General features: G+C 47.4%; 11 protein-coding genes. 4 read left to right on the top strand and 7 right to left on the bottom strand.

Annotation, left to right across the window (positions count from 1 at the left end; translation table 11 throughout):
* Positions 1–195 precede the first annotated feature (195 nt).
* Together BW42_RS10795 and BW42_RS10790 are read left to right on the top strand one after the other, a co-directional pair.
* Positions 196–816, top strand: coding sequence for a LysE/ArgO family amino acid transporter (locus tag BW42_RS10795; RefSeq protein WP_035410789.1), 621 nt, complete (start codon positions 196–198; stop codon positions 814–816).
* Between the two features lie 36 nt (positions 817–852).
* The gene (locus BW42_RS10790) at positions 853–1,791 is read left to right on the top strand and encodes a HEAT repeat domain-containing protein (protein WP_035410788.1); all 939 of its coding nucleotides are present in this window, start codon (positions 853–855) and stop codon (positions 1,789–1,791) included.
* 107 nt (positions 1,792–1,898) lie between these two features.
* Here BW42_RS10790 and BW42_RS10785 read toward each other — a convergent pair whose 3' ends face one another.
* Positions 1,899–3,689: an LTA synthase family protein gene (locus tag BW42_RS10785; protein ID WP_035410787.1), complete on the bottom strand. Its 1,791-nt coding sequence runs from the start codon at positions 3,687–3,689 to the stop codon at positions 1,899–1,901.
* A gap of 298 nt (positions 3,690–3,987) precedes the next feature.
* Between BW42_RS10785 and wrbA the strand changes: the two genes are divergently transcribed.
* Entirely contained in the window at positions 3,988–4,590 is a 603-nt protein-coding gene (gene wrbA, locus BW42_RS10780; RefSeq protein WP_035410786.1) for an NAD(P)H:quinone oxidoreductase, read from the top strand.
* A gap of 61 nt (positions 4,591–4,651) precedes the next feature.
* Here wrbA and BW42_RS10775 read toward each other — a convergent pair whose 3' ends face one another.
* Both BW42_RS10775 and BW42_RS10770 read right to left on the bottom strand, forming a co-directional pair.
* On the bottom strand, positions 4,652–7,084 hold the full coding sequence (locus BW42_RS10775) for an ATP-binding protein (RefSeq protein WP_035410782.1): 2,433 nt from the start codon (positions 7,082–7,084) through the stop codon (positions 4,652–4,654).
* 214 nt (positions 7,085–7,298) lie between these two features.
* Positions 7,299–8,321 (bottom strand): zinc-binding alcohol dehydrogenase family protein, encoded by a 1,023-nt coding sequence (locus tag BW42_RS10770; RefSeq protein ID WP_035410780.1) that lies wholly within the window; start codon positions 8,319–8,321, stop codon positions 7,299–7,301.
* A 180-nt stretch (positions 8,322–8,501) separates the two neighbouring features.
* On the opposite strand from BW42_RS10770, the gene BW42_RS10765 reads away from it, so the two are divergent.
* On the top strand, positions 8,502–8,927 hold the full coding sequence (locus BW42_RS10765; protein ID WP_035410778.1) for a hypothetical protein: 426 nt from the start codon (positions 8,502–8,504) through the stop codon (positions 8,925–8,927).
* Positions 8,928–8,998: 71 nt separating this feature from the next.
* Here BW42_RS10765 and BW42_RS10760 read toward each other — a convergent pair whose 3' ends face one another.
* The 4 genes from BW42_RS10760 to BW42_RS10745 all read right to left on the bottom strand — a co-directional run bounded on the left by BW42_RS10760 (position 8,999) and on the right by BW42_RS10745 (position 12,081).
* Positions 8,999–9,511, bottom strand: a complete 513-nt coding sequence (locus BW42_RS10760; protein WP_035410775.1) for a PCYCGC motif-containing (lipo)protein — start codon at positions 9,509–9,511, stop codon at positions 8,999–9,001.
* Between the two features lie 76 nt (positions 9,512–9,587).
* Positions 9,588–10,505 carry a metal ABC transporter substrate-binding protein gene (locus BW42_RS10755; RefSeq protein WP_035410772.1) on the bottom strand — a complete coding sequence of 306 codons (918 nt, stop codon included), beginning with the start codon at positions 10,503–10,505 and terminating at the stop codon, positions 9,588–9,590.
* On the bottom strand, positions 10,502–11,347 hold the full coding sequence (locus tag BW42_RS10750; RefSeq protein WP_035410769.1) for a metal ABC transporter permease: 846 nt from the start codon (positions 11,345–11,347) through the stop codon (positions 10,502–10,504). Before BW42_RS10750 ends, BW42_RS10755 begins: the two co-directional genes overlap by 4 nt.
* On the bottom strand, positions 11,344–12,081 hold the full coding sequence (locus BW42_RS10745) for a metal ABC transporter ATP-binding protein (protein ID WP_035410766.1): 738 nt from the start codon (positions 12,079–12,081) through the stop codon (positions 11,344–11,346). Before BW42_RS10745 ends, BW42_RS10750 begins: the two co-directional genes overlap by 4 nt.
* Positions 12,082–12,184 lie beyond the last annotated feature (103 nt).

Raw genomic sequence — 12,184 nt, 5'->3', positions numbered from 1 at the left:
AGTAAATAGGGTTTGGTACTTTTTTATACTTCATACTTTCAGAATGATTTGAATAATTATTCTTTTATTTGTAATATTATACTTAATGTTTAAGCGATATACATATATAGAATTAACTAGAAGTGAATGAGGGGAGATTTAACATTTAATCGTCGCCTTACGTTCATAGATCAAAAGAGAGATAGGTGTCATCAAATGAATGAAATTTTAAAAGGTATAATAACGTCCGGGACGCTCATTATCGCTATTGGAGCACAAAATGCATTCGTTTTAAAACAAGGCTTATTAAAAAATAATATTTTCTGGGTAGCCTTGGTGTGTTTCTTATGTGATGTGTTACTGATGTGCACGGGCGTATTAGGGGTCGGTACTGTTATTAAAAACAATACGTTTGCGAATGTTGGTCTTGCGATTGTCGGAGGACTATTTCTGCTATTATACGGATTCAAATCTTTTCGAAGTGCGTTTTCATCGTCAAGTGCAATCGATATTTCAACCGATGTTAAAATCATTCCCATTCATAAAACAATTTTAGTTACATTAGCAATTACACTTTTAAATCCACATGTATACCTAGATACGGTCGTTGTCATCGGTGGTATAGCTGGGACTTTGACATTTGATCAAAAAGTCAATTTCTTAATTGGAGCCTTAATTGCCTCGTTTGTCTGGTTTTTTGGCTTAGGGTATGGATTGAGATGGCTCATTCCTGTATTTAAACAACCAAAAGCGTGGAAAGTATTAGATTTTGGAATAGGATGCTTAATGTTCTGGCTATCGTATCAATTGATTCAGTTTGCTTTAGAAAAAAGTTAAAAAGATCTTTAAAGGACTAAGGAGCAACTGCAAAATATGAAGGACGATGAGATTTTATATTTAGTTGAGCAGATGTCTGAGGAAAAGTACTTCTATCAGGAAGAATCGAAGTGCTATACGAACGAAGGCTCACCATCAGACACCGCTTATGAAAAAGTTCGTCATTTTAGGGACGCGAATATGCTTCCGAGATTGAACACGTTACTCGACAAAGTGAAACAAGCAGAACAAAAACAACATCTTTATTTTATGATTGGAACGATTGGTGAGAATTCGGGAGATGTTCGTGCAGGGATGTTATTGCTTGAGAAACTGGAGCAAGAAACAAAGCCGAGTCTTCTCGAAAGTATCTTAGAAGAAATAGCAAAACAACGATGCATTCATAATACAGAACGAATTGTAAAATACATAGACGATTCTCGGTCGTCTGTTCGAGAGGCTGCGATTCAAGCATTGCGAGTCTGTCGAGATGAGATAGCAGAGGATGCATTAATTCGTTTGATTACGACATCAAATAACTCTTTTGATATCATGAGTGCTAATTTTGTTTTAGCCACGATTGGAACAGAGCGAGCAATTTCTTATTTGATTCCTTTGTTGGACCATTCGCGAGGAGACGTTAGGCATTCGGCTTTAGCTGCACTGAGTGAACTTGGAAATGGATCAGATCTTTCAATATTTTTGCATGGACTAAAAGATCGATCTAGCAATGTGAGAGAGTATGCGTTAGTCGCAATCGAGCGACATGGTGATGAAGTAGCGATTGAACCGGTAATCAAACGTTTACAAATATTATTGAAGCGAAAGCGACAGATACAGACAGATGAAGTCATAATCGCTCTTCGATTTTTATATCGATACCAGCATTCCTCTCAGGCGATTCCTAAATTATTTCATTGGATCATTCAAACAAAAAGAGAACTTTTGTTTGACGAAGAATGGCAATGGATCGAAGACCATTTTACTTTCTACTGATGGGCTCGAGGGTAGGTGGAGATAACGATCAATAAACAAGCCTGACTTCTCACTAGACGTGAAGAAGGTCAGGCTTGTTTATTTTAAGAAAATTAGATGCTCTTTAATTACTCCAGTTCATTCTCCTCAATAATCTTATCCGACAGCTTTAACTGCTTACTCACATCCTTCACTTGATTTCGACAGAACTTCAGCTCGACCTTTTTCTCAGTCGATACATCATAACAAGTGCCTTCGCCTGATGCTTTCGTCAAATCCGCTTCATAGTAATAGTCCTTGTAGCGGAACGAACCATCACGGAAGCCCGTCAGATTCGGTTTGTCGTCGATGAGGGATTGCCCCATCATATAGGACGTTTTGAGGTTTAATAGATCAATGATCGTTGGTGCGATATCAATCTGTCCGCCATTCTCTCTCATGACCCGACCGGTTTGCTGGTCGGGTTTTTTGATGAAGAGCGGGATGCGGCGCTCGAGTTCAAAGGCAGCAACGGGAGACGATACATCCGCCTTTTTGCGCATCTCACTGCCTTCATTGACGAGTCCACTATCGTGATCGCCATAAAAGATGACGAGCGACTGATCCCAAAGATCCCGTTGTTTCAACTCATCAATCATCTTTCCGACACCGGTGTCGACGTAATGGACGGTCTGGTAATACCGTTTCAACATTGGATCCTCATATCCGGACAGATCAAGCGTCTGATCTTCCTTGTCGATTTCATACGGTGTATGACTCGTCAACGCGACTAAAAACGAGAAGAACGGTTCTTGCAGCGTCTCCATGTGATCAATCGATTCGAGGAAGAACTGCTGATCGTTCAGCGCCATGCCGATCTTTTTTTCTTTTGAATAATCATTTTGGCTGAAGAAGTGCTTAAAACCGATGTTCTTGTAAACATCGTCACGATTCCAGAAACCTTTTTCGTAAGCGTGCATTGCTGCCGTATCGTATCCGTTCTTCTCAAGTAACGCAGGTAGCGGCTCAAATTCATTCGTCGGATATTGCGTATAAACGGAACCTGATTTCAACGGGTAAAGCGATGTGTTCGTGATGAACTCAGCGTCCGAAGTTCGTCCTTCATGTGTCTGGTGGTAAAACGACGAGAAGTAGAGCGATTCCTTCTTCAACTGATTCAGGTTCGGCGTTACTTCTTCGCCATTAATGGTCTGGTCGATGACAGAAGCCTGGAACGACTCGAGTTGCACCAAAATGATGTTCGGTGTCTTTTTCGCACCGGTTGGATTCGTCTGCTCCTTTTGGTTGATGCGCTGTTGTTCCTGAGCCGTCAATCCGTCGCTCGGTCGCCCGGTCACGCCTTTGAAAGCGTCCCACCCGTGATAACCCCAAAAGCCGAACAGGTAGTAGTCACGCATATCGGAGATTGTTGCCGTCGGTTGACGATCTTCCGTTAGCGTCCGGTACGTCAGCAGCGAGGCAGACAAAATAATGCCACTGACTGCAAGAAGTCCAGCTGTCCGGCGTCGTGTTTGCGCTGTCGTTACTTCCGGTCGTTTGCGGAAGACAAAGAGCAGTACCATGAAAATCAAACTATCAGCGAACAAGAGGAAGTCTTGCGGTACGATCAAGGCAGTGAAGCCGCTACTGACGTCACTCATCTGCGTCATCTGTGAGAGGAGCGAGACGGAGAGGAAGTCCTCGAAGTAACGGTAGTACCACATGTCGGAAGCCAGCAGAAAACTGTGCGCCAGCAGTAGACCGAGCCAGACCCAGCGGCGTTTATTCCACGGAATCAGTAACGTCCAGCTCGATAGGATCAGCATGCCAGCAAGATTCATCAGTGTTAAATGAAGCGAAAGGTCGGTTTTTGTAAAATAACTAAATAGCATGAACTTCAGCATGCCAAGTAACAGATAAAGGGTGTAGCGAATCGCCATGGTCAGTACTCCTTACGTGTGTCGTCAATCGGTCTTTACCCTAAACGGCAAATCGAGGAACGCATAGATGTGGGAAGTATACAATCTGAAGGTGAAATGGCGATTGTTTCTGAATCAGGCAAAAATAGAACTATTACCAAGACAGGAAGTCATGTTCGCTCGTTTCATGAATTAATCGAGGAATTGGTTTGAATTTCCTCTTGAATTCAAACAATTGACGTTAATTTGCGCGGAAAGCGGGAATAGAAAGCGTGTACGTCCATCGTCCGTCACTGTCTTTTAAAAAAGGAGCGAAGTCATGTCAAACGTGAAACTAGCGGTCATCTATTACAGCGCAACCGGAACGAACCATCAACTTGCCTCATGGGCAAAAGAAGCGGGAGAAGCAGCAGGGGCGGAAGTCCGTCTTGCGAAAATCAAGGAGACAGCCCCAGCAGAAGCGATCGCTTCGAACCCATTGTGGCAAAAGCATGCGGAAGCCACACGTGATATCGAAGAAGCGACACCGGATCTACTCGACTGGGCAGATGCGATTATCTTTAGCGTCCCGACACGTTACGGTCATGTCCCAGGACAATTCCAACAGTTCCTCGACACGACAGGCGGACTGTGGGCACAAGGCAAACTCGTCAATAAAGTCGTCAGTGCGATGTCGTCGGCACAGAATCCGCATGGCGGTCAGGAAGCGACTGTTCTCGCAGTTTATACGACGATGTTCCACTGGGGTGCAATCGTTGCGGCACCAGGTTATTCGGATCCTGTCTTGTTCGCAGCGGGCGGAAATCCATATGGTACATCGGTCACTGTCGACCAAGACGGTAACATGGTTGAATCAGTCGAACCAGCCGTGCGCCATCAAGCGAAACGGACGGTTGAAGTGGCAAGCCGTCTTAACTCATAACATTACCTAATTCAAAAAGCGCCGGAATGCTGATTCGCATTCTGGCGCTTTTTCGTATGCATCATGTATGTTGTGTCAACGGAAGTTCGACTGTGAACGTCGAGCCTTGTCCTTCGATCGACTCGACATGGATTTCTCCATCATGTCCACGCGCAATTTCGCGACAGATCGAGAGCCCAAGACCAGTACCGCCGATTTGACGGGTGTCCGAATTGTCAACACGATAGAATTTTTGGAACAGGTTACTCATCGCAGAAGCTGGGATCCCGATACCCTCATCTTGAATCGCGACCGTGACCCGTGACGCGTGTCGCGTCAGTTGAATATCGATCGTTCCACCAGCTGGTGAGTATTTGATCGCATTGTTGATCAGGTTACTGAATAATTGGCGAATCTTCTTCGCATCCCCTTCGACGATCAATGGTTCGACGTTTCGGAATATTTCAATCGCGTGGGAAGAAGACGACAGACTATGCAACTGTTTCAAATCCCGAATCATCGCGACGATATCGAACGGTGCCATCTCATATTCCTGACGGTTTGCTTCCATCCGTTGCAAGTCGAGGAAGTCATTGATCAACAGCGACAGGCGTTCTGTTTCCGAATGGACCGCTTCGAGATACTTCTTCTGTCGCTTCGGTGGCAGGTCCCGCTGAATCATCAGCTCAGTAAAGCCATAGATCGACGAGAGTGGTGTCCGTAGTTCGTGTGAGATCGTCGAGACGAGTTCGTTTTTGATCCGGTCAATCTCGACTTCATTCGTCACGTCACGTAAGACGAGTAGAATCCCGCGGAACTGTCCACCATAATGAATGCTCTCGGAGTACGTCTTGATGAAGCGTCGCTCTTGATCGATCGAGAAGGTGGTTCCTTCACCGATTTCTCGTTTCACGAACGTCTTTTTCAAGTAACGTTCGAATTCCGGTAGTTGGTCGACGCGATGCTTGAGTTGAACGACAGACGGAGTGATGTTCATCAGCCCATTCTCATCGAGACTGTCATCAACCGGATGGTCAAACAGATCGAGCAATGGTCGGTTGATTAACTGAATGTTGCCGTCGGGCTCGATATACACGATCGATTCACGGATCGAGTTCAACAGTCGCGCTGTTTTTTCCCGTTCGCGTTCAATCTCGTCGAACGTCCGCATCCGTAGGAGTGACAACGCTAGCTGACGCGCGAAGGCAGCGAGTTCTTCCTGCTCGTAACGATCAAACCGATCCTGATTACGGGACAAGAAGATATAGGCGATGATCTCATTTTGACTCGGATCAAGAACCGGTGTGACAGCGCGCGCGACTTCATCTTTGAACTGCGTATGCGGTCGTTTGTCTTGTCGCGACTCACGTAATAACGGCTCAATCGTTGGCATCCAATCTTCGACTGTGAGCGGTGTCTGCGGATAAAAGACGATATCGATCACTTTCGTACCATCTTTGAAAATCAAGGCACCTTGCGTCGCATTCGTGATTTCAACCATCTTTTGAATGACGGCAGGATAGGCACTGATGCTATCACGCGACGCAAGTGTCTCCGTCAATTGATTACGTAGCCGTAAATGGGACTCGTTCCGTTGCGTCAGTTTCAACGCATCTTCGAGATTAACGTTCGTCGACATCAATTGGTGTTTGTTTTCAATCAAGGCTGTCGCCATCTGATGGAACGATTTACTCAATTCACCGATCTCGTCAGCACGGTTCAGCGGAATCAACGGTAACGTATGCTCACCACTTGCAAGGAGCTTGCTCTCCTTGCTGAGAAGGTGGATTTGTCGCGTCGTCCGTTCGATGAACGGGCGGACGATCAGCAAGATGACGAGGAACAACACGATCAGGTTGACGAGCCAAATCCACTCAGCGTACTTCGTCTGCGTGACAAGCTGTTCTTTTGCACCGAGTTCTTTCGCGCGGAGACTACTCCGGTAGTTCGTGAACGTACTCTCCATCGTGTTGACACTTTTACGCATCGTTTCACTGTTCGAGGCATTCATCTTGAACTTCCGATTCGGGTCCCGAGGTACTTGTGGCATCATCGCTTTTAGACTCGGCATCTGCAGGAAACGCTCGTCAATCATGCCCGATTGCTTTGCTTGGACGTATTTAATCAAGCTGGGCATGACGAAATTTGTATAAGAATTATAGAGCGACCGGATATCAGACGCATAGATTTGATCCGCTTTATATAAGCGATTCTTTTCAAACCAAGCCGTCTGTTGTTCGAGTGATGCCTTCTTTTCATCAATCACGTCGAGCACGGCGTCATCTCCGAAGACGATATAGCCCCGCATCTCGTATTGAAGGGACTGCCAATCGTCCCAGAGTTTCGTCGCCCGATCTTCGCGCATGCTGATCGCATCGAGCTCTTGTTTGGCATCCATGACTTGGTGGTTCGTATAAAAATAAGCAGCCAAAGAGGAGACGGATAAGGTAATAAGAATGAGATAAAATGACGACATGATCTGTCGACTGATCTTTTGATTGAACCATTTTCGCATATGGATTATGGATGCTCCTTTGTATATGTGAGTCGAGGGTCGATTAGATGTATTACATTGGAATATTTGTTACCGTAATCGTACATTTTTTAGACGGATAAATATAGTCATAATGTATAAAATATCTTCAAAATAAGAGATTCACGTTCACAAGAAAATAAAGAACGACAAAAAAGCAGGACGAGAGCCTAGTCTCATCCTGCTTCGATACCTATTAATGATGTTCAACGACAATCTTTCCAATCGTTTTTCCACTTTCGACGAGACGGTGTGCTTCTTTTAGATTGTCGGCGTTCATGCCGATCAATGTCTGTGTCACCGTCGTCTCGAGCGTATGCTCTTCGATCCATGCTGCGACTTGCGTCAGAATCTCATGTTGGCGAATCATATCATCTGTCGTAAACAGCGGGCGCGTGAACATGAATTCCCAGACGAACGTCGCACTCTTTTGTTGGAGCGCACTTAAATCGAGTTTTTGATTCGTCTCGACGATGCTACAGATTTTCCCTTGCGGTGCGATCACATCGACCATCGTCTCGAAATGTTGGTCCGTCGCATTGAGACAGAAGATATAGTCAACGTATTTGTAACCGAGGGCTTCGAGCTGAGGACGGAATGCGTCGTGGTGATTGATCGTATGATGCGCACCGTGTTCCTTCGCCCAATCAATCGTCTCGTCGCGTGACGCGGTACCGATGACCGTCAATCCAGCGTGATTCGCAAGTTGTGTCGCAATCGAACCGACACCGCCAGCGGCTCCGATGATGAGGATTGTCTTCTTAAGATTCGACTTAGCATCAAACGTCAATCCGAGACGATCGGTCAATGCTTCATAGGCTGTCAGCGTCGTCAACGGGAGAGCAGCCGCTTCACTGAACGTCAACCGTTCCGGTTTTTTAGCGACAATTCGTTCATCGACGAGTTGGAAGTCGCTGTTTGATCCAGGGCGCTGAATTGCACCAGCGTAATACACTTCATCACCGACTTGGAAGAGGGAGGCATCATCGCCGACTTCAACGACGACTCCCGCTGCATCATAACCGATGACCCTCGGGGCGTCTTCGTCTTTCCCGTGGGCACGGACTTTCGTATCGACTGGGTTGACGGAGACAGCTTTGATCTCAACTAAGAGATCGTGTCCTGTTGCTTCTGGTCGTGGTAGTTCCAGATCAATCAGACTATCTTGTTCCGTTAAAGGTAAGTGTCGGTGGAAACCGACAGCGGACATATTCGACATCAACAATCATCCTTTCCAGATAGGAATCGTTTCTCTCCATCTGTTCCACGCCCGCTCGGTCTTAAAACCAGTTGCGAAACTTTGAAAACGGATTCCCCTTCTGTCATCAACGGAAGAATGCTGGATAGATATGGTAGCATATGAGAGTAGCTATCCATTTTCGAGAAGGAGCGATTTTGTATGTATGACGTCATCTCTCTACCGGCAGGAACGACTCAAGTCACGATTGAACGTTACCTCGTCCATGCTCATCCGCACCCCCGTCCGTATCGACCCGCGCGTTTGATTGCCTTACGTCAAAGTGGTGGCGTCATGCATCGACTGTATCGCACGGAGCGGGAAATCGTGCTCTCTCCGCACGAGGCACTCGCCCCACAAGTCCAGCGCCTCTCGTTCTCGCAACAGGAGCGTGTCCTTGCGTATATCGAAGAACGTCGCGCAAGCTTTGGTTTTGATGAAGGGGAGGAATACAAATTTTACTTACTCGAAGTAGCATATGAACTTCGTCACTTACCACGAACGGATCGACCGATTCGGGCACATACGTACTATCAACTGGATGAGCTGTTGTCGGGTCGACCGCTCGTCTTGCGAGCTAGAAGTTAAGAACGCTCCACATGAGATAAAAAAACAGTCCGCCTTTCCTTACGTTCATCGCGAGGAGGGCGGACTGTTTATTAAAGTGCTGGCGTTGGCGTCGGTGTGACACCGGTCTTCGCATAAGTTTGATCGATTGCAGTCCGAATTTCCTTGACGGAGCTACCTTTTTGATAAGCGACGATCGACTGTGCCGCGATATCGAGACACGTACCACACGTAATGCCGTGCGTCGTCCAGGTCGTTGACGTAGCGTTCTGTTCTTCGATGAAGCAGTCATAGTTGCTCGTATGACCCGCAGATTCACCACAACCGCAATAACATGGCATTTTCTTCAATAAATCGGAATGTTTAGCGACGGAGCGATAGATTGTTTGAATCGATTGATCCTGCTCATCGAGAAAAGCAGGTAACGTGTCCGGTCCCGCGGTCTTCTCGAGTTGATCATCGGCACCGTGACTGGCATGGTCAGCGTGATCTTCGTGATTCGTGTGTTCTGTTTTTGGAGTATCCGTCTGTTCAGCCGTCCCGCATGCAGCGAGCAACAGGCTGAGACTAAGTGGAAGTCCAAAACGATACAGTCGTCTTTGCATAGTCGGCCTCTCTTTCATTGTCTTACCTTCATTATAAGGAAAGTAAAACGATGAAAGCATGACGATTTATTGACGCTTATTTCGTGAGTGCTTGTGTGATCGTCTTGATGTTCGCTTGCATCATACTGTAGTACGTGTCGCCGTCTTTACCCGGTGCCCCGAGCGAGTCGGTGAAAAGTGTACCAGCGATCGGAACGCCGGTCTCACGAGAGACAGTCTCCATACTCCGCCGGTCGACGCTTGTTTCGACGAATAGGACAGGGATGTCTTGCTCCTTGATCGTATCGACGATCCGGCGGACTTGTGCCGGCGTTCCTTGATTATCCGAGTTGATCTCCCAAATATAATCCGCTTTGACGTCATAGGCAGTTCCGAAGTATTTGAAGGCACCTTCACTCGTGACGAGGTGACGTTCTGCTTTCGGAATGTCGGCAAACTGCTTTTTCGCTTCCTGATCAAGCGTCTGCAGTTGTTTGATGTAAGCCTCGGCATTTTTCTCGTAGTCCGCTTTGTGCTTCGGATCTTCCTTGATCAATGCCTGCTTGACGTTTTCGACGTATTGAATGCCGTTACTCACATCGAGCCACGCGTGCGGATCGGTTTCTGATTCCTTGCCTTTCGTCGTCAGGTACTTTGGTTCGACGCCTTGACTTAAACGATAGACTGGCGCGTCAGACGCGTCTTTGCCAGTCGTTGCCCGAAGTTTGTCGAACCAAGCACCGCCGGCTTCAAGATTCAGACCGTTATAGAAAACGACATCCGCATCCGCCATCGCTTGTACGTCTGCCGGAAGTGGATCATACTCATGCGGATTTGCCCCAATCTTAACCATGCTGTGAACATCAACGTGTTCACGACCAACTTCGCGGGCGAGATCAGCGAGAATTGAATACGTCGCAACGACCTTCAGCTTTCCGTTATCTTCTGCTGGTGTCGAACAAGCAGCAAGCAAGACTGTGCTGAGGAGGACGAACAGGAAAAATTTTAATTTCATACCGTAGACTCCTTTCGTTTCCGGTGACGCATCAGACCGTGACGTGGTGAAAAGATGAAGACGAGTGCGAACAGCGTCGTCGCGACGAGGACGATCGATGCACCAGAGGATAAATTGTAGGTGAAGCTGAAATACAGTCCGACGATGGCGGACAGCGTACCGAAGCCTGCTGCTAGGAACAGCATCCGCGAGAGACGGTTCGTCAGTAAATACGCTGTCGCAGCTGGTGTGATCAGCATCGCAACGACGAGGATGATGCCGACCGTCTGAAGGGAAGCGACGGTGACGAGTGTCAGCAATGTCATCAATCCATAGTGAATCCAGCGTGTCGATAGTCCATAGGCTTGCGCCATTGTCGGGTCAAAGGAACTGATCAGCAACTCTTTGTAGAACAAGAAGATTCCCCCGAGGACGATCAATCCGATGATGACGGTCATCCACATATCGCTCGGACGGACCGCGAGGACGTTGCCGAACAAAATGTGATAGAGATCGCTACTGCTGCGCAAGAACGAAATCAAGATGATCCCGAGGGCGAAGGCGGACGTGAAGAGGATGCCGATCGCTGTGTCGTTCTTGATGCGACTGTTTTGGCTGACGAAGCCGATTCCAATTGCCGTCACGAGACCTGTGACGATGGCACCGATCAAGAAGTTGATCCCGAGTAGATAAGAAATCGCGACACCAGGTAAAACGGCGTGCGAGATCGCATCACCCATTAACGACATCCCGCGTAAGATGATGAAACAGCCGATCACGCCGCAGATGATGCCGACCATGACGGCGGTGATCATCGCTTTTTGTAAGAACTCATACTGAAATAATGCCTCGATGAACGTCATCCTTGTCCCTCCTTACGTCGTTCGAATAGCGGTAAGCCATACGCTGGTTCGAGCCACTCCGGCGTCAAGATATCAGACGGAGGACCGACAGCGATTAGTCGTTTGTTCAACAGCATCAACGTGTCGAAATAGTCCTCTGCTTTATGCAGATCATGGTGGACGACGACAATCGTCCGCCCTTCGGCTCGGAGTGTCCGTAAGAGTTCGATGATCATCTGCTCACTGGCGACATCGATACCGACGAACGGTTCGTCCAGCAACAGTAGTTCTGCTTCTTGGGCAAGGGCACGCGCCAGAAAGACCCGTTGTTGTTGTCCGCCTGACAGTTCACCGATTTGCCGTTCGGCATGATCGGACATACCGACGCGTTCGAGACATTCCATGGCGAACGCTTTTTGTGCTTTCGATGGTCGTTTGAATAAGCCGAGCTTCGGATAACAGCCCATCAACACGACATCCTGCACACGAACCGGGAAGTCCCAATCAATTGCACTTCGTTGCGGGACGTATGCGACACGTGACCGGACAGCTTCGATTGGTTGATCGAGTACGCGTAACTGCTCGATCCGAGCCGGGATCAGACCGAGGATGGCTTTTAAGAAAGTGGATTTACCGGCACCATTCGGTCCGATGATACCAATCAGCGAAGCGACCGGAAGACGGACGGATACATCGGCGAGTGCATGGGTATCAAAATAGGAGACCGTGAGACGGTTAACATCAAGGGCGTACATGAATGCTCACTCCTTTGGTTTTATGGTATAGAGAAGGAAAGTTTCCTTAGGGCAAAAAGTAGATTAAAAATTTTTGATGATTCATTACTAGAGAAAGATTCGG

It is taken from the genome of Exiguobacterium sp. RIT341 (genome assembly GCF_000632205.1).
Classification (GTDB): Bacteria; Bacillota; Bacilli; order Exiguobacteriales; family Exiguobacteriaceae; genus Exiguobacterium_A.
The sequence above is the reverse complement of the archived record's forward strand: the minus strand, read 5'-3'. Positions and strand labels throughout refer to the sequence as shown.

Excerpts from the sequence above, each read along its gene's own strand:
- BW42_RS10770 (WP_035410780.1), bottom strand. The coding sequence starts at position 8,321 with ATGTCGAATATGTCCGCTGTCGGTTTCCACCGACACTTACCTTTAACG.
- BW42_RS10795 (WP_035410789.1), top strand. The coding sequence starts at position 196 with ATGAATGAAATTTTAAAAGGTATAATAACGTCCGGGACGCTCATTATC.
- BW42_RS10790 (WP_035410788.1), top strand. The coding sequence starts at position 853 with ATGAAGGACGATGAGATTTTATATTTAGTTGAGCAGATGTCTGAGGAA.
- BW42_RS10765 (WP_035410778.1), top strand. The coding sequence starts at position 8,502 with ATGTATGACGTCATCTCTCTACCGGCAGGAACGACTCAAGTCACGATT.
- BW42_RS10755 (WP_035410772.1), bottom strand. The coding sequence starts at position 10,505 with ATGAAATTAAAATTTTTCCTGTTCGTCCTCCTCAGCACAGTCTTGCTT.
- BW42_RS10760 (WP_035410775.1), bottom strand. The coding sequence starts at position 9,511 with ATGCAAAGACGACTGTATCGTTTTGGACTTCCACTTAGTCTCAGCCTG.
- BW42_RS10785 (WP_035410787.1), bottom strand. The coding sequence starts at position 3,689 with ATGGCGATTCGCTACACCCTTTATCTGTTACTTGGCATGCTGAAGTTC.
- BW42_RS10750 (WP_035410769.1), bottom strand. The coding sequence starts at position 11,347 with ATGACGTTCATCGAGGCATTATTTCAGTATGAGTTCTTACAAAAAGCG.
- wrbA (WP_035410786.1), top strand. The coding sequence starts at position 3,988 with ATGTCAAACGTGAAACTAGCGGTCATCTATTACAGCGCAACCGGAACG.
- BW42_RS10775 (WP_035410782.1), bottom strand. The coding sequence starts at position 7,084 with ATGCGAAAATGGTTCAATCAAAAGATCAGTCGACAGATCATGTCGTCA.
- BW42_RS10745 (WP_035410766.1), bottom strand. The coding sequence starts at position 12,081 with ATGTACGCCCTTGATGTTAACCGTCTCACGGTCTCCTATTTTGATACC.